Source organism: Streptomyces sp. NPDC016640 (assembly GCF_043076215.1).
Taxonomy (GTDB): domain Bacteria; phylum Actinomycetota; class Actinomycetes; order Streptomycetales; family Streptomycetaceae; genus Streptomyces.
In genome coordinates this window covers 72,064-88,836 of record NZ_JBIBRG010000008.1, presented here as the reverse complement: position 1 = coordinate 88,836, position 16,773 = coordinate 72,064, and the positions used below count along the sequence as shown (strand labels likewise).

General features: G+C 73.6%; 15 protein-coding genes. 13 read left to right on the top strand and 2 right to left on the bottom strand.

Annotation, left to right across the window (positions count from 1 at the left end):
* The first annotated feature begins 248 nt into the window (after positions 1 to 248).
* From ACF07S_RS18165 to ACF07S_RS18140, 6 genes are all read left to right on the top strand, one after another.
* Entirely contained in the window at positions 249 to 572 is a 324-nt protein-coding gene (locus ACF07S_RS18165; protein ID WP_234766072.1) for an integration host factor, actinobacterial type, read from the top strand.
* Positions 573 to 632: 60 nt separating this feature from the next.
* Positions 633 to 1,226, top strand: coding sequence for a guanylate kinase (gene gmk, locus ACF07S_RS18160; protein WP_391964414.1), 594 nt, complete (start codon positions 633 to 635; stop codon positions 1,224 to 1,226).
* Positions 1,227 to 1,288: 62 nt separating this feature from the next.
* Positions 1,289 to 1,561, top strand: a complete 273-nt coding sequence (gene rpoZ / locus ACF07S_RS18155) for a DNA-directed RNA polymerase subunit omega (protein WP_086728298.1) — start codon at positions 1,289 to 1,291, stop codon at positions 1,559 to 1,561.
* Positions 1,562 to 1,672: 111 nt separating this feature from the next.
* Entirely contained in the window at positions 1,673 to 2,875 is a 1,203-nt protein-coding gene (coaBC, locus tag ACF07S_RS18150) for a bifunctional phosphopantothenoylcysteine decarboxylase/phosphopantothenate--cysteine ligase CoaBC (protein WP_391964413.1), read from the top strand.
* 238 nt (positions 2,876 to 3,113) lie between these two features.
* Positions 3,114 to 4,322 (top strand): methionine adenosyltransferase, encoded by a 1,209-nt coding sequence (gene metK / locus ACF07S_RS18145; RefSeq protein ID WP_391964412.1) that lies wholly within the window; start codon positions 3,114 to 3,116, stop codon positions 4,320 to 4,322.
* A 183-nt stretch (positions 4,323 to 4,505) separates the two neighbouring features.
* On the top strand, positions 4,506 to 6,653 hold the full coding sequence (locus tag ACF07S_RS18140) for a primosomal protein N' (protein ID WP_391974584.1): 2,148 nt from the start codon (positions 4,506 to 4,508) through the stop codon (positions 6,651 to 6,653).
* 304 nt (positions 6,654 to 6,957) lie between these two features.
* Here ACF07S_RS18140 and ACF07S_RS18135 read toward each other — a convergent pair whose 3' ends face one another.
* Together ACF07S_RS18135 and ACF07S_RS18130 are read right to left on the bottom strand one after the other, a co-directional pair.
* Entirely contained in the window at positions 6,958 to 7,332 is a 375-nt protein-coding gene (locus ACF07S_RS18135) for a VOC family protein (protein ID WP_391964410.1), read from the bottom strand.
* A 303-nt stretch (positions 7,333 to 7,635) separates the two neighbouring features.
* Entirely contained in the window at positions 7,636 to 8,184 is a 549-nt protein-coding gene (locus ACF07S_RS18130) for a hypothetical protein (RefSeq protein WP_391964409.1), read from the bottom strand.
* Between the two features lie 228 nt (positions 8,185 to 8,412).
* On the opposite strand from ACF07S_RS18130, the gene fmt reads away from it, so the two are divergent.
* The 7 genes from fmt (at position 8,413) to ACF07S_RS18095 (ending at position 16,768) form a co-directional block, all read left to right on the top strand.
* Positions 8,413 to 9,345 carry a methionyl-tRNA formyltransferase gene (fmt, locus tag ACF07S_RS18125; RefSeq protein WP_391964408.1) on the top strand — a complete coding sequence of 311 codons (933 nt, stop codon included), beginning with the start codon at positions 8,413 to 8,415 and terminating at the stop codon, positions 9,343 to 9,345.
* 75 nt (positions 9,346 to 9,420) lie between these two features.
* A complete protein-coding gene (locus ACF07S_RS18120) occupies positions 9,421 to 10,839 on the top strand; it encodes an RsmB/NOP family class I SAM-dependent RNA methyltransferase (protein ID WP_391974583.1) in 1,419 nt (472 codons plus the stop codon).
* A 224-nt stretch (positions 10,840 to 11,063) separates the two neighbouring features.
* Positions 11,064 to 11,750 (top strand): ribulose-phosphate 3-epimerase, encoded by a 687-nt coding sequence (gene rpe / locus ACF07S_RS18115; protein WP_391964406.1) that lies wholly within the window; start codon positions 11,064 to 11,066, stop codon positions 11,748 to 11,750.
* 79 nt (positions 11,751 to 11,829) lie between these two features.
* The gene (locus ACF07S_RS18110) at positions 11,830 to 12,873 is read left to right on the top strand and encodes a sugar-binding transcriptional regulator (protein ID WP_391974582.1); all 1,044 of its coding nucleotides are present in this window, start codon (positions 11,830 to 11,832) and stop codon (positions 12,871 to 12,873) included.
* Positions 12,874 to 13,032: 159 nt separating this feature from the next.
* Positions 13,033 to 13,386, top strand: a complete 354-nt coding sequence (locus ACF07S_RS18105; RefSeq protein WP_391964404.1) for a barstar family protein — start codon at positions 13,033 to 13,035, stop codon at positions 13,384 to 13,386.
* 107 nt (positions 13,387 to 13,493) lie between these two features.
* Complete coding sequence (locus ACF07S_RS18100) at positions 13,494 to 14,936, top strand: GuaB1 family IMP dehydrogenase-related protein (protein WP_391964683.1); 1,443 nt, start codon at positions 13,494 to 13,496, stop codon at positions 14,934 to 14,936.
* 353 nt (positions 14,937 to 15,289) lie between these two features.
* A complete protein-coding gene (locus ACF07S_RS18095; RefSeq protein WP_391974581.1) occupies positions 15,290 to 16,768 on the top strand; it encodes an amino acid permease in 1,479 nt (492 codons plus the stop codon).
* Positions 16,769 to 16,773 lie beyond the last annotated feature (5 nt).

Below are 16,773 nucleotides of genomic sequence, written 5' to 3'. Positions count from 1 at the left end.
CATCCTCAAATCCAGGGCATTATGTCTTAAATGTCCAGCCTGGCAGAGGCTGACCAGGACTTTTCCGCTGTTCTCGCTGACTCCGGCGGAGTTGGGCGCTAGTCTCCGACGAGTGGGGGTGCCTCCCACGCCCTCAAGGCAGTGGGGGGAGAACGGGCAGGCGTGTTGCTCGTGGCTCTCCAGGTGTGGGGCGATTAGGTTCCTCACCGGTCCGTATCCGACAGTTCGACATCCGAGGTGACGTAGGCGTGGCTCTTCCGCCCCTTACCCCTGAACAGCGCGCAGCCGCGCTCGAAAAGGCCGCCGCGGCTCGCCGGGAGCGGGCCGAGGTCAAGAATCGACTCAAGCACTCCGGCGCCTCCCTGCAGGAGGTCATCAAGCAGGGCCAGGAGAACGACGTCATCGGCAAGATGAAGGTCTCCGCCCTGCTCGAGTCCCTGCCGGGCGTGGGCAAGGTCCGCGCCAAGCAGATCATGGAGCGACTGGGCATCTCCGAGAGCCGCCGCGTGCGCGGTCTCGGTTCCAACCAGATCGCCTCCCTGGAGCGCGAGTTCGGCAGCACCGGCTCCTGAGGTCCGGGCGGCCCGGGACCGACGTCCCGGGCACGCCGGGATTGCTGGAATAATCGCCGCATGGCTGCAACACCCCGGGGGACGACCCCCGTACCCCCGGACGTACGTCCGCGGCTGACCGTGCTCTCCGGCCCCTCCGGGGTTGGCAAGAGCACGGTCGTCGCCCATATGCGCAAGGAACACCCCGAGGTCTGGCTCTCGGTGTCGGCGACGACCCGCAAGCCGCGCCCGGGGGAGCAGCACGGGGTCCACTACTTCTTCGTCACCGACGACGAGATGGACAAGCTGATCGCCAACGGCGAGCTGCTGGAGTGGGCCGAGTTCGCCGGCAACCGGTACGGCACGCCCCGCGCGGCGGTGCTGGAGCACCTGGAGGCCGGTGTGCCCGTGCTGCTGGAGATCGACCTCCAGGGCGCGCGGCAGGTCCGCGAGTCCATGGCCGAGGCCCAGCTGGTGTTCCTGGCTCCGCCCTCCTGGGAGGAGCTGGTGCGCAGGCTCACGGGCCGGGGCACGGAGTCGCCCCAGGTCATCGAGCGCCGGCTGGAGGCCGCGAAGACCGAGCTGGCGGCCGAACCGGAGTTCGACACCACCCTGGTCAACACCTCCGTCGAGGACGTGGCCCGCGAGCTGCTAGCCTTGATGAACGTCGTGTGATCGTGAGCCATCGTTCAGCGATCATCCGGACCGGTTCTTTCCCATCCATCGGAAGGTAGAGCGTGTCCTCTTCCATCTCCGCGCCCGAGGGCATCATCAACCCGCCGATCGACGAGCTCCTCGAGGCCACGGACTCGAAGTACAGCCTCGTGATCTACGCGGCCAAGCGGGCCCGCCAGATCAACGCGTACTACTCGCAGCTCGGCGAGGGTCTGCTCGAGTACGTCGGTCCCCTGGTGGACACCCACGTCCACGAGAAGCCGCTCTCGATCGCCCTGCGCGAGATCAACGCGGGGCTGCTGACCTCCGAGGCCGTCGACGGCCCCGGCCAGTAAGTCGTGTCAGCAGCTTGCAGCTGACTTTTCCACAGGCCCGGCAGCACGTCTGCCGGGCCTGTGGTGTTGCATGGGGGTGGTCGCACGTTTTCCGAGGTCCGGGGAGAGCCGGTGGACAAGCCGAAGGTCGTTCTGGGGGTCAGCGGCGGCATCGCCGCGTACAAGGCATGTGAGCTGCTCAGGCGGCTGACGGAGTCGGGGCACGAGGTCCGTGTCGTCCCCACCGCCTCCGCACTGCACTTCGTCGGCGCCGCCACCTGGTCCGCGCTCTCCGGCAACCCCGTCTCCACCGAGGTCTGGGACGACGTCCACGAGGTGCCGCACGTCCGGATCGGGCAGCACGCCGACCTGGTGGTCGTCGCCCCCGCCACCGCGGACACGCTGGCGAAGGCGGCCCACGGCCTGGCCGACGACCTCCTCACCAACACCCTGCTCACCGCCCGCTGCCCGGTGGTCTTCGCCCCCGCCATGCACACCGAGATGTGGGAGCACCCGGCCACCCAGGAGAACGTGGCGACGCTGCGCCGCCGCGGCGCCGTCGTCGTCGAACCGGCGGTCGGACGTCTCACCGGCGTCGACACCGGCAAGGGCCGGCTGCCGGACCCGGCTGAGATCTTCGAGGTCTGCCGCCGGGTGCTGGCCCGCGGTGTCACCGGGCCCGACCTCGGGGGCCGGCACGTCGTCGTCAGCGCCGGAGGCACCCGCGAGCCCCTCGACCCCGTCCGCTTCCTCGGCAACCGCTCCTCCGGCAAGCAGGGCTACGCCCTCGCCCGCACCGCCGCCGCGCGGGGGGCCCGCGTCACCCTGATCGCGGCCAACACCGCGCTGGCCGACCCGGCCGGCGTGGACGTCGTTCAAGTGGGGACCGCCGTGGAACTGCGCGAGGCCGTCCTCTCCGCCGCGGCCGACGCGGACGCGGTGGTCATGGCCGCCGCCGTGGCCGACTTCCGCCCCTCGGTCTACGCGGCCGGGAAGATCAAGAAGAAGGACGGCCAGGAGCCCGACCCCATCGTCCTGGTGCGGAATCCAGACATTCTCGCCGAGATCTCCGGCAGCCGGCCGCGCGTCGGACAGGTGATCGTCGGCTTCGCCGCCGAGACCGACGACGTGCTGGCCAACGGCCGCGCCAAGCTGAAGCGCAAGGGATGCGATCTGCTGGTGGTGAACGAGGTCGGGGAGCACAGAACCTTCGGTTCCGAGGAGAACGAGGCGGTGGTGCTGGGCGCCGACGGCAGCGAGAGGCCCGTCGCGCACGGCCCGAAGGAAGCCCTGGCCGAAACCGTGTGGGACCTGGTGGCCGAACGCCTCGGATGAGTGGTTCAGTCGCCGTCCGACCATCCCGAAACCCCGCTCTCCGGGGCGTGGCACCCCTGGCCAAGCTCGCCCCGCATGGGCAGAATGCCAGTGCCGCAGGTCACAGCGCTCTCGCGAGACGAGACAGAGGGACCTGTGGTGAGGCGCGACCGATAAACTGTTCCACGGACGGCGTCGGGTGCAGCCCCCGCCGTCCACCAATGATCAGCCAGCAGCCGCTGCAACCCCAGGGAGCGTTGTGTCCCGTCGTCTGTTCACCTCGGAGTCCGTGACCGAAGGTCACCCCGACAAGATCGCTGACCAGATCAGCGACACCATCCTCGACGCACTGCTCCGCGAGGACCCGACCTCCCGGGTCGCCGTCGAGACCCTGATCACCACCGGCCTGGTGCACGTGGCCGGCGAGGTCACCACCAAGACCTACGCGGACATCGCGACCCTGGTCCGTGGCAAGATCCTCGAGATCGGCTACGACTCCTCCAAGAAGGGCTTCGACGGCGCCTCCTGCGGCGTCTCGGTGTCGATCGGCGCGCAGTCCCCGGACATCGCGCAGGGTGTCGACGCCGCCTACGAGGCCCGGGTCGAGGGCGACGACGACGAACTGGACCGGCAGGGCGCCGGCGACCAGGGCCTGATGTTCGGCTACGCGACGGACGAGACCCCGACGCTGATGCCGCTGCCGGTCTTCCTGGCGCACCGCCTGGCCAAGCGCCTGTCCGACGTGCGCAAGAACGGCACCATCCCCTACCTGCGCCCGGACGGCAAGACCCAGGTCACCATCGAGTACGACGGCGACAAGGCGGTCCGTCTGGACACGGTCGTCGTCTCCTCCCAGCACGCCTCCGACATCGACCTGGAGTCGCTGCTCGCCCCCGACATCCGCGAGTTCGTCGTGGAGCCGGAGCTGAAGGCACTGCTCGACGAGGGCATCAAGCTGGACACCGAGAACTACCGACTCCTGGTGAACCCCACCGGCCGGTTCGAGATCGGCGGACCCATGGGCGACGCCGGTCTGACCGGCCGCAAGATCATCATCGACACCTACGGCGGCATGGCCCGCCACGGCGGCGGCGCCTTCTCCGGCAAGGACCCGTCCAAGGTGGACCGCTCGGCGGCGTACGCGATGCGCTGGGTCGCCAAGAACGTCGTCGCGGCCGGACTCGCCTCCCGCTGCGAGGTCCAGGTCGCCTACGCCATCGGCAAGGCCGAGCCGGTCGGTCTGTTCGTGGAGACCTTCGGCACCGCGAAGATCGAGGCCGAGCGGATCGAGAAGGCCATCGACGAGGTCTTCGACCTGCGTCCCGCCGCCATCATCCGCGACCTCGACCTGCTGCGCCCGATCTACGCCCAGACCGCCGCCTACGGCCACTTCGGCCGCGAGCTGCCCGACTTCACCTGGGAGCGCGCCGACCGCGTGGACGCGCTGCGCAAGGCGGCGGGCCTGTAGGCCTCACCCCGCTCCCTGCCGTGGCCCGGCGCCCCTACGAGGGGGCGCCGGGCCACGGTGCGTCCGAGACCGCCTCCGGGGCCCCGACGGGCGCACCCCGTACGAGCGCGGCCGGCGGGCGGCCGCACCCGGGCCGGCCCCAGGACGGCGCCGCTGTCAGTCGCGTTTGGTAAGAATGCAAGCGTGAGCAGCGAGAACGGACAGCCGGACGCCGGCGCGGAGGGCGCGCCGCCGGAGCAGCTCGCGCTCATCCGGGAGAGCGTGCGCAAGGCCGGGGTGCCCCGGGCCAAACCGCGTACCTGGCGGGGCGCCGCCCTCGCCGGGGAACTGCCCGTCGCCCGGGTCCTCGTCGACAAGGGAGTGCTCCACCTCGACCGCTACTTCGACTACGCCGTGCCCGAGGAGCTGGACGCCGACGCGCAGCCGGGAGTGCGGGTGCGCGTGCGCTTCGGGGCCGGGCGGCACCGGGTGCGCGAGGGGCGGCGCGAGGGCGGCGGGCTGATCGACGGGTTCCTCGTCGAGCGGCGCGCCGAGTCCGACTACGCGGGCCCCCTGGCGGCGCTGGCCCAGGTCGTCTCACCCGAGCGGGTGCTCGACGAGGAGCTGCTCGGGCTCGCCCGAGCGGTCGCCGACCGGTACGCGGGCAGTCTCGCCGACGTCCTCCAGCTCGCCGTGCCGCCGCGCAACGCCCGGGCCGAGCGGCGTCCCTCGCCCGCCCCGCTGCCGCCGCCCGCGGCGCCCGTACCAGGCTCCTGGGACCGCTACGAGCAGGGGCCCGCGTTCCTGGAGTCGCTGGCCTCGGGAGGCGCCCCACGGGCCGTGTGGAACGCGCTGCCGGGGCCGCGCTGGAGCGAGGAGCTGGCCCGGGCCGTCGCGGCGGCCCTGGCCTCGGGGCGGGGCGCGCTCGTCGTCCTGCCGGACGGACGGACGGTCGCCCGCCTCGACGCGGCCCTCACCGAACTGCTGGGCCAGGGGCGGCACGCGGTGCTCACCGCCGACGCGGGCCCCGAGAAGCGGTACGCGCAGTGGCTCGCCGTGCGGCGCGGCTCCGTACGGGCCGTCATCGGGACGCGGGCGGCGATGTTCGCGCCGGTGCGGGACCTGGGGCTGGTGGCCGTCTGGGACGACGGCGACGACAGTCACAGTGAGCAGCACGCCCCGCAGCCGCACGCCCGTGAAGTGCTGCTGCTGAGGGCGGCGCAGGACAAGTGCGGCTTCCTGCTGGGCGGTTGGAGCTGCACTGTGGAGGCAGCCCAGCTCGTGGACACCGGCTGGGCCAGACCCCTGGTCGCCACGAGGGAGCGGGTGCGGACCGCCGCACCGCTGGTGCGGACCGTGGGGGACGGGGACCTCGCGCGGGACGAGGCCGCCCGTGCCGCGCGGCTGCCGACGCTCGCCTGGCAGGCCGTCAGGGAAGGACTGCGCCACGGACCGGTGCTCGTGCAGGTGCCCCGCCGGGGCTATGTGCCGCGGATGGCGTGCGCGAGCTGCCGGACCGCGGCGCGGTGCCCGCACTGTTCCGGGCCGCTCGAGGCACGCGGCTCCGACGATCTGCGGTGCGGGTGGTGCGGGCGCGAGGAGAACGGCTGGCACTGCCCCGAGTGCGGCGGGTTCCGGCTGCGGGCCCAGGTGGTGGGGGCCCGGCGCACCGCCGAGGAGCTGGGCCGGGCGTTCCCGGCGGTTCCGGTGCGGACCTCGGGGCGCGAACACGTACTGGACACGGTGCCGGGGGCGCCCGCGCTGGTGGTGAGCACACCGGGGGCGGAACCGGTGGCCGAGGGCGGTTACGCGGCGGCGCTGCTGCTCGACGGGTGGGCCATGCTGGGCCGGCCCGATCTGCGGGCCGGGGAGGACGCGTTGCGCCGCTGGATCGGCGCGGCGGCCCTGGTCCGCCCGCAACAGGCGGGCGGCACGGTGGTGGTGGTCGCCGAACCGACGCTGCGGCCGGTGCAGGCGCTGGTGCGGTGGGACCCGGTCGGGCACGCGGTGCGGGAGCTGGGGGAGCGCGGCGAACTGGGGTTCCCGCCGGTGTCGCGGATGGCGTCGGTGTCCGGGCCGGGCGGGGCGGTGGCCGCGTTCCTCGGGGCGGTGGGACTGCCCGCTCGGGCGGAGGTGCTGGGGCCCGTCCCCCTGCCGGTCACCCTGCCGGGCCGCCCCCGGCGACCGGGGGCCCCGCCTCCGGGCGAGCAGTGGGAACGGGCCCTGATCCGGGTGCCCCCGGGTACCGGCGCCGCCCTGGCCGGGGCGCTGAAGGCCGCCCAGGCGGCCCGGATGGCCCGGGGCTCGGACGACACGGTGTGGATCCGCATCGACCCGCCGGACATCGGCTGACGATCGCCGGACGTCGGCTGGGAACAGCTGAGGGCCGCTGAGCGGGACCGGGGGTTGCCGGACGGCGCCGAGCGGGGCTGGGAACTGCCGGACGGCGCTGAGGGCCGCGGAACACGCCCGGGGCAGGCCGGGCGGCCGGGGCCCCGCGGCAGACGAAGAGGAGACCGGCCCGATCGGTGCGCAGGCGGGAGCGGACGAGGGCGCCGGCGATGCCGCCGAAGGCCGGGAAGCGCCCGGCTCCCGCGCCCGTGGCGCCGGTGCGGACGGCGGCAGCCGTTGTGCCAGGGCGGCGGGCCCGGTGGACTCAGTGGAGGCAGAGGCAGAACGGATGGCCGGCCGGGTCCGCGTAGACCCGCCAGTTGGCCCCGGGGCGGAGCTGGTCCGTCCGTTCCAGCACGGTCGCACCGAGGGCGAGCGCCCGCTTTTCCTCTCCATCGAGATCGTCCACGTCGAAGTCCAGGTGGAGCTGCTGCGGGCGCTCCTGGCCGGGCCATTCGGGCGGTCGGTAGCCGTCCACCCGCTGACAGGCCAGCGGCGTCCCCTCGAACCCCCGCACCTCCACCCAGTCGGCGTCGTCCGGGTCCGCGACCACCCGGCCACCGAGCAGTTCCGCGTAGAACTGCGCGAGCCGTACCGGGTCGGCGCAGTCCAGCGCGACCGCCTGCAGCTTTCGAATCACTTCCGACACCCCTCGTTCTTCGGCCGCCTCCGCGCCGCTCCCGTACGGGAGGGGTCGTACCCGCCACCGCGGCGGGCATGCGCGGTGGTACGCCGGACCGGCGCCGGGCCTCCCTCCCCCGGAAGGGGCGGCAGCGGGATCCGCCGTCCACTCCGCCGGACCACGGGCGGACCGGCGGACACGGCGGGACCGGCCGATGGGAGCCCACGGGGTGCGCCGACGAGGCAACGAGTGCCGAGACGGACGGCCGTGCCCCCCTGCGCACCCGCCAGGGAGGGCACGGCCGTCCGCACGGGCGGAGGCTCAGCCGTTGCGCGGAGCGGGGAAGGCCGTGGGACGGGGTTCCTCACGGAGGGACGAGCTGCCGGCCGTGGGCTGCGTCGGCATGGAGCGGGCCGCAGGAACCGTCGGTACCGCGGAGACGGCGGCGCCGACATTGACCGGGCGGGTGCCCTGCGACTCCGCGCCGAGCTCGGCCTCCGCGGCCGCCGACGCCTGCGCGGCGGCCCGGCGGGCGCCGTAACGGCGGTGGACCGCCTGCTTGGTGACTCCGAGCGCGGAGCCCACCGCGTCCCACGAGAAGCCGAGTGAGCGGTCGAAGTCCACCGCCGCCGTCACCAGTGTCTCGACACTGTCCCGCAGTTCCTGGGCGAGACGGACCGTCGGGGCGGGGGCGCGTCCGTAGACGACGAAGCCCGTGGAGGGGCCCGAGCGGCGCGGGCGGTAGACGTTGCCCAACTGGGCGGTGAGCGTGCGCAGCGCGTCCACCTGCCGGCGGACCCGCTCGATGTCCCGCACCAGCAAGTGCAGGCTGGCCCGAGCCTGGGCGTCGTGGGTTGCGTGGTCGGCCATGAACAAGCCTCTCGAACCGGCGTTGCAAGGAATGGGCCCGCCTGGGGCCCGTGGTCAACTCTTTCTTGACCAACGCGGATCCGCCCCGCGGGTCACGGGGTGGGGGCGCGGCGGCATGTGCGTACGCCCCCGGGTGAGGCCCCGCGCCTCGTCCCGCCGGCGCCGGCCGGGCCCCCCTACACTTGTACGTCGCCCCACCGCCCCCGCCCGAGAGGCCCGAAGCACTCCATGAAGCTCGTCTTCGCAGGTACCCCCGAGGTCGCCGTTCCCGCACTGGACGCTCTTCTCGCCTCCGGGCGGCACGAGGTGGCCGCCGTCGTCACCCGGCCCGACGCGCCCGCCGGGCGGGGGCGCAGGCTGGCCGCCTCCCCGGTCGCCGAGCGGGCCGAGGAGGCCGGGATCGAGGTGCTGAAGCCGGCCACGCCCAGGGACCCCGGGTTCCTGGAGCGGCTCGCGGAGATCGCTCCGGACTGCTGTCCGGTCGTCGCCTACGGGGCCCTGCTGCCCAAGGCGGCCCTCGGCATCCCCGCCCGGGGCTGGGTCAACCTGCACTTCTCGCTGCTGCCCGCCTGGCGCGGCGCGGCGCCCGTGCAGCACGCCGTCATGGCCGGCGACGAGATCACCGGCGCCGCCACCTTCCTGATCGAGGAGGGCCTCGACTCGGGCCCCGTCTACGGCACCGTCACCGAGGCCGTCCGCCCCACCGACACCAGCGGCGACCTGCTCACCCGGCTCGCCCTCGCCGGCGCCGGACTGCTCGCCGCGACCATGGACGGCATCGAGGACGGCACCCTGACGGCCGTACCGCAGCCCGCCGACGGCGTCAGCCTCGCCCCCAAGGTCACTGTCGAGGACGCGCGCCTCGACTGGAGCGCCCCCGCGCTGCGCGTCGACCGCGTGGTGCGCGGCTGCACCCCCGCGCCCGGCGCCTGGACCACCTTCCGGGGCGAGCGGCTCAAGATCGTCCAGGCCGCCCCGGTACCGGAGCTGACCGGTCTCGCGCCCGGGCAGCTGTCCGCCGGGAAGAACAACGTGTATGTGGGCACCGGTTCGTACGCCGTGGAGCTGCTGTGGGTGCAGCCCCAGGGCAAGAAGCCGATGCGGGCGGCGGACTGGGCGCGCGGGGTGCGGATCGCCGCGGGGGAGAGCGTCGGAGCCTGACGGGCCGGAGCCGGCGCCCGCCCGACGACGTAGGCTTGGGCGCGCACCCCACCCCACCTCCGGAGCACCTTTTTCGTGAGCGACCAGCCCCGTCGGCCCCGCACGCCGGCCAAGCCCTACCGCCGGCCCAAGAAGGACCCGGTCCGCTTCCTCGCCTTCGAGGCGCTGCGGGCCGTGGACGAGCGGGACGCGTACGCCAACCTCGTCCTGCCCCCGCTGCTGCGCAAGGCGCGCGAGAACGGGGACTTCGACGCGCGGGACGCGGCGCTGGCCACCGAGCTGGTGTACGGCACACTGCGCCGCCAGGGCACGTACGACGCGGTCGTCGCGGCCTGCGTCGACCGGCCGCTGCGCGAGGTGGACCCGCCGGTGCTGGACGTGCTGAGCCTCGGCGCGCACCAGCTGCTGGGAACCCGTATTCCGACGCACGCCGCCGTGTCCGCCTCCGTCGAGCTGGCCCGGGTGGTGCTCGGCGACGGTCGGGCCAAGTTCGTCAACGCCGTGCTGCGGAAGATCGCGCAGGACGATCTCGACGGCTGGCTGGAGCGGGTCGCGCCGCCCTACGACGAGGACCCCGAGGACCACCTCTCCGTCGTGCACTCGCACCCGCGCTGGGTCGTCTCCGCGCTCTGGGACTCCCTCGGCGGCGGCCGCGCCGGGATCGAGGACCTGCTGCGCGCCGACAACGAGCGTCCCGAGGTCACGCTGGTCGCCCGCCCCGGCCGGTCCACCACCGGCGAACTGCTCGACGAGGAGGCGGCCGTGCCGGGGCGCTGGTCGCCCTACGCCGTGCGGCTGAGCGAGGGCGGTGAGCCGGGTGCCGTCCCGGCGGTCGCCGAGGGCCGGGCAGGCGTACAGGACGAGGGCAGCCAGCTCGTCGCCCTCGCCCTCGCGGGCGCGCCGGTCGAGGGCCGTGACCGGCTGTGGCTGGACGGCTGCGCCGGCCCCGGCGGCAAGGCCGCGCTGCTCGGGGCGCTCGCCGCCGAACGGGGCGCCGTCCTGCTCGCCTCGGAGAAGCAGCCGCACCGGGCCGGACTGGTGGCGAACGCGCTGGCCGGAAACCCGGGGCCGTACCAGGTGATCGCCGCCGACGGCACCCGTCCGCCGTGGCGGCCCGGCAGCTTCGACCGGGTGCTGGTCGACGTGCCCTGCACCGGGCTGGGTGCCCTGCGCCGACGGCCCGAGGCGCGCTGGCGGCGCCGTCCCGAGGACCTGGAGGGCTTCGCGCCCCTCCAGCGCGGGCTGCTGCGCACCGCCCTGGAGTCCGTGCGGGTCGGCGGTGTCGTCGGCTACGCCACCTGCTCGCCGCACCTCGCGGAGACCCGGGCCGTGGTCGCCGACCTCCTCAAGCAGTTCCCGGACGCCGACCTGATCGACGCCCGCCCGCTGCTGCCGGGCGTACCGGATCTGGGCGAGGGGCCCGACGTACAGCTGTGGCCGCATCTGCACGGGACCGACGCGATGTACCTGGCGCTGATCCGCCGCACCGGCTGACGCCCGCTTCCGGCTCGGCCGGACCGGCCGGCTCCCGCCCCCGCTTCCGGCCCGGCGGGACCGGCCGGCGCGCCTCCGGTTCCGGATCCGCCGCCCGGCGGGGGCGCCGGAGCGGGGGCGCGGGTCACCGCCGGGCGGCCGCGTACGGCCCGCGGCCGTATCCGGCCGCCGGCCGCCGGGGCCCGACCGTTCAAGCGCGGCGCGGCGCATGGCAGTCTTGGGGCATGGCCGTGCAGATCAACCCCAGCATCCTGTCCGCCGACTTCGCCCGTCTCGCGGACGAGGCGAAGGCGGTCGAGGGAGCCGACTGGCTCCACGTCGACGTCATGGACAACCATTTCGTCCCCAACCTCACGCTCGGCGTGCCGGTCGTGGAGTCGCTCGCCCGCGCGACGGACACCCCGCTGGACTGCCATCTGATGATCGAGGCCCCCGACCGGTGGGCGCCCCAGTACGTGGAGGCGGGGGCCGGGTCCGTCACCTTCCACGCCGAGGCGGCCACCGCGCCGGTGCGACTCGCGCGGGAGATCCGCGCCAAGGGCGCCCGCGCCTCCATGGCGCTCCGCCCGGCGACGCCCGTCGAGCCGTACGAGGACCTGCTCCCCGAACTCGACATGCTGCTGATCATGACGGTCGAGCCGGGCTTCGGGGGACAGGCGTTCCTCGACATCATGCTTCCCAAGATCCGCCGCACCCGGGAGCTGATCGCCAAGCACGGTCTGGAGCTCTGGCTCCAGGTCGACGGCGGGGTATCGGCGTCCACCATCGAGCGCTGCGCCGACGCCGGCGCCGACGTCTTCGTCGCGGGTTCCGCCGTGTACGGGGCGTCGGACCCGGCCGAGGCGGTACGCGCGTTGCGCCATCAGGCCGAGGCCGCCACGGGCAAGGCGTCCTGGGCATGCGACCACTGAGCATCAGGAACATGAACGGCTCCCGGTCAGGGCTGATCGATCGCGCCACATCTGCGAGGATGAACGGCGAATCCAGAGTGTGAACAGCAGTGAGGAGATCGCCGTGTCGGGTATGTCGGCGGGCCGGTCAGCCATGCGGATGGGACCCGCTGAGCTGGTGCAGGCGGCGGCCATGGCCCGCCGCTTCTACCTCGAGGGGAAATCCAAGATCCAGATCGCCGAGGAGTTCGGCGTCAGCCGCTTCAAGGTGGCCCGGGTCCTGGAGACCGCCCTCGAACGGGATCTCGTGCGGATCGAGATCCGCGTGCCGGCCGAGCTGGACGCCGAGCGCTCCGACGCGCTCCGCGCCCGCTACGGCCTCAGGCACGCCGTCGTGGTCGAGTCCCCGGCCGAGGCCGCGGAGACACCCGACCCCGAGAACCTGGGAGAGGTGGCCGCCGACCTGCTCGGCGAACTGGTCAACGAAGGGGATGTACTGGGCCTGGCCTGGGGCCGGTCCACGATCCACATGGCGGCGGCCCTGGACCGGCTGCCGCCCTGCACGGTCGTGCAGCTGACGGGTGTGTACGACGCCGGGACCGCCGAACGCGGCTCGGTGGAGGCGGTACGCCGCGCCGCGCAGGTGGCGGGCGGCGACGCCCACCCCATCTACGCGCCGATGCTGCTGCCGGACACGGCCACCGCGGCGGCACTGCGCCACCAGACCGGCATCGCGCGGGCCTTCGAGTACTTCGACAAGGTCACGGTCGCCTGTGTCTCCATCGGCTCCTGGGAGCCGGGCATCTCCACGGTGCACGACATGCTCAGCGACGAGGAACGGGCGCACTACGCCTCCCTGGGCGTGGCCGCGGAGATGTCCGCGCACCTCTTCGACTCCGACGGGCGCCGGGTCGGCCGGGACCTCGGGGAGCGGTGCATCACGGTCAAGACCGACCAGCTCCGCCGGGTCCCCGAGGTCGTCGCGATCGCGGGCGGACAGCGCAAGGGCCCCGCGATCGACGCCGTGCTGCGCTCCGGTCTGGTCACCAGCCTGGTGACGGACACGTCGGCCGCGGACTACCTGATGACGGCGGGACCCGCCCCGAGGCCGGCCCTCAACCGGGCGGACCCGGACGGCCCCTGACGGCGGGTGAGACGGGGCGGACCCGCGAGCGCCGGCCGCGTGCCGCTGCGACGGGCTCCGCCTCCCGGCCCGCCCGCTCGCCCGGCGCGCCGTCACCGGGCGGGCCGGCGAGCCCCACTGCACCGACGACCACCACGCATCGTTCACGGCGGTACCGAGATGACGTACGACATGGCGGACCGGCTCGTGGTCACGCTGGACCTCGACGGGGTCACCGACAAGGCGGGCCTGATGGACCGCTGCGCCCGCGCCCTGGGGCTGCCCGGCTGGTTCGGCCGGAACTGGGACGCGCTCGTGGACAGCCTCGCCGACCACACCGTCTGGCCCGAGGGGGCCGTGGAACGGGGGCTGCTGGTCGTCGTGACGGGCTGGCGACCGTACGCGGCGGCGCGCGCCGGGGAGTGGGCGACGGCTCGGCAGGTGTTCGCCGAGGCGGCGGACCGGACCGCTTCGCTCACCGTGGCGCTGGCCCTTGGAGGATCCTCCGGGCAGGGCTCTGACCAGCCTGGATGATCCGCCCGGGCAGGGCATGACGGTCGGCATGGGACAATGAGGTACGTGCTCTTCCCCCTGGCTGACCTGTCCGGGGGCCACCTCTGATCCACCGGGATGTGCAGCACGTGCGTTTCCTCAACGACATCCGGCCCGCGTACGACCTGACGTACGACGACGTCTTCATGGTGCCCAGCCGCTCCGCGGTCGGCTCGCGGCAGAGCGTGGACCTCAGCTCCCCGGACGGCACGGGCACCACCATCCCGCTCGTCGTCGCCAACATGACCGCCATCGCCGGGCGCCGCATGGCCGAGACCGTCGCCCGTCGCGGCGGCCTCGTGGTCATCCCGCAGGACATCCCGATCGAGGTCGTCACCGAGGTCGTCACCTGGGTCAAGGGCCGCCACCACGTCCTGGACACCCCGATCGTGCTGGCCCCGCACCAGACCGTCGCCGACGCGCTCGCCCTGCTGCCCAAGCGCGCGCACAACGCGGGCGTCGTCGTCGACGACGAACACCGGCCGGTCGGCGTGGTCACCGACACCGACCTGTCCGGCGTGGACCGCTTCACCCAGCTCACCGAGGTCATGTCCCGGGACCTGCTCCTCATCGACGCCGGCCTGGACCCGCGGCAGGCCTTCAACACCCTCGACCACGCCAACCGGCGCTACGCCCCCGCCGTGGACGAGGACGGCCGCCTGGCCGGCATCCTCACCCGCAAGGGCGCCCTGCGCGCCACCCTGTACACGCCGGCCACCGACGACCTGGGCCGGCTGCGGATCGCCGCCGCCGTGGGCATCAACGGCGACGTGGCCGGCAAGGCCCAGCAGCTGCTGGACGCGGGCGTCGACACGCTCGTCATCGACACGGCGCACGGCCACCAGGAGTCGATGATCAGCGCGCTGAAGCTGGTCCGCGACCTCGGCCCGCGGGTCCCGGTCGTCGCGGGCAACGTCGTCGCCGCCGCGGGCGTGCGCGATCTCATCGAGGCCGGCGCGGACATCGTGAAGGTCGGCGTCGGCCCCGGCGCGATGTGCACCACCCGCATGATGACGGGCGTCGGCCGGCCGCAGTTCTCCGCGGTCCTGGAGTGCGCGGCCGAGGCCGGGAAGTACGGCAAGCACGTGTGGGCGGACGGCGGTGTCCGCCACCCGCGCGACGTGGCGATGGCGCTCGCGGCGGGCGCGTCCAACGTGATGGTCGGCTCCTGGTTCGCCGGGACCTACGAGTCCCCGGGCGACCTCCAGCACGACGCGGACGGCCGCCCCTACAAGGAGTCCTTCGGCATGGCCTCCGCGCGTGCCGTGCGCAACCGCACCTCGGAGGAGTCCGCCTACGACCGCGCCCGCAAGGGCCTGTTCGAGGAGGGCATCTCCACCTCCCGCATGTTCCTCGACCCCGCCCGCCCCGGCGTCGAGGACCTGATCGACTCGATCATCGCGGGCGTCCGCTCCTCCTGCACCTACGCCGGTGCCGGCTCGCTCGGGGAGTTCGCCGAGAAGGCCGTCGTCGGGATCCAGAGCGCCGCCGGCTACGCCGAGGGCAAGGCGCTGCACGCCAGCTGGAACTGACCGCAGCCGCCCGTCGCACGGCCCCCGGCCGTCCCGCCCGCCGGGAGGGACGGGGGCCGCGGTCTGCCCGCGCCCGCGGAGCCGGCCGCACCCGCGCCGGACCGACGCGTCGGCCCCACGGACCGGGGCGCACCGGACGACAGGTCCGGCGCAACGAACCCCCGTTCCACCGCGAGGAACGCAACGATCTTGCGGAGACGCGCAAGGTTGCTGCATTTCAGCGGCAACGCCCGACCTCGTAGGGTTACGCGCTGTACGTGGTGCGGCTCGGATCCCGCCCGACGGGTCCCGGCTGTCGCGGGGCGCCGTCGGTCCCTGCCGCGGAGGACCGGCAGCGACGAAGGAGTCAGCGCGTGCTCGACCAAGGCGCACCCCCGCACGACGGCAGTTCCGCCGCCCCGAAGCCCCCGGGTCCCGGTGCGCGCCTGATGCGCCGCAAGCCCGTGGAACGCCTGGTCGCCGAGGGTGGCCAGGGCGAGGGAGGCTCCTTGCGCCGCTCCCTCGGACTGTGGCAGCTCACGATGATCAGTATCGGTGCCACCCTCGGCACCGGCATCTTCGTGGTCCTCGGAGAGGCCGTCCCCAAGGCCGGTCCGGCGGTCACGCTGTCCTTCGTCATAGCCGGTCTGACGGCGCTCTTCTCCGCCCTCTCCTACGCCGAGCTGGCGGGCACCATCCCCGTCTCCGGCTCCTCCTACTCGTATGCGTACGCAACGATGGGCGAGCTCGTCGCCTGGGTCTGCGGCTGGTGCCTAGTGCTGGAGTACGGCGTGTCGGTCGCCGCCGTCGCCGTCGGCTGGGGCGAGTACCTCAACGAGCTGCTCGACGGCACCATCGGCGTCACCGTCCCGGCCGCGCTGTCCGCCCCGCCCGGCGACGGCGGCGTGTTCAACCTGCCCGCGCTGATCGTCGTCCTGCTCGCCATGGCGTTCCTGATGGGCGGCGCCCGCGAGTCGGCCCGCGCCAACACGGTCATGGTCGTGGTGAAGATCGCCGCGCTGGTGCTGTTCTGCGCCATCGGCGTGCAGGGCTTCCGCTCCGGCAACTACGAGGACTTCATGCCGCTCGGCATGGCCGGCGTCAGCGCCGCCGGGGCGACCCTGTTCTTCTCCTACATCGGCTTCGACGCCGCCTCCACCGCCGGTGAGGAGGCCAAGGACGCCCAGCGCGACCTGCCCCGCGCCATCCTGCTGTCGCTCGTCATCATCACCGTGCTGTACGTCCTCGTCGCCGCCGTCGCCGTCGGCGCCAAGCCCTGGCAGCACTTCACCGACTCCGAGGCCGCGCTCGCCCAGATCATGCGCGAGGTCACCGGCCAGACCTTCTGGGGCACCCTGCTGGCGTTCTGCGCCGTCATCGCCATCGCCAGCGTCGTCCTGACCGTGCTCTACGGCCAGACCCGCATCCTGTTCGCCATGTCCCGTGACGGACTCGTGCCCAAGGCGTTCGCCAGGGTCCACCCGAAGACCGGCACGCCCCGCACCAACACCCTGATCGTCTCCCTCTTCTGCGGAGTGCTCGCCGCCGCCGTCCCGCTCGGCCGGCTCGCCGACGCCACCAGCATCGGCACCCTGTTCGCCTTCGCGCTGGTGAACGTGGCCGTCGTGGTGCTGCGCCGCAGGCGTCCGGACATGCCCCGCACCTTCCGGGTGCCGCTGTCGCCGTTCCTGCCCGCCCTCGGCTTCGCCTTCTGCCTGTGGATGATGGGCAGCCTGTCCGCCGTCACCTGGGGGGTCTTCGGCGTCTGGATGGCCGTCGGGCTCGTGTTCTACTTCGTGTACGGCCACCGCCGCTCCCGGCTCGCCGGCCCGGCCCCCTCGGAAGCGAAGTGAACCAC

Bases quoted from the DNA above. Each gene is read 5' to 3' on its own strand.
- gmk (WP_391964414.1), top strand. From the start codon at position 633: ATGGCTGCAACACCCCGGGGGACGACCCCCGTACCCCCGGACGTACGT.
- ACF07S_RS18130 (WP_391964409.1), bottom strand. From the start codon at position 8,184: ATGGCCGACCACGCAACCCACGACGCCCAGGCTCGGGCCAGCCTGCAC.
- fmt (WP_391964408.1), top strand. From the start codon at position 8,413: ATGAAGCTCGTCTTCGCAGGTACCCCCGAGGTCGCCGTTCCCGCACTG.
- rpe (WP_391964406.1), top strand. From the start codon at position 11,064: ATGGCCGTGCAGATCAACCCCAGCATCCTGTCCGCCGACTTCGCCCGT.
- ACF07S_RS18105 (WP_391964404.1), top strand. From the start codon at position 13,033: ATGACGTACGACATGGCGGACCGGCTCGTGGTCACGCTGGACCTCGAC.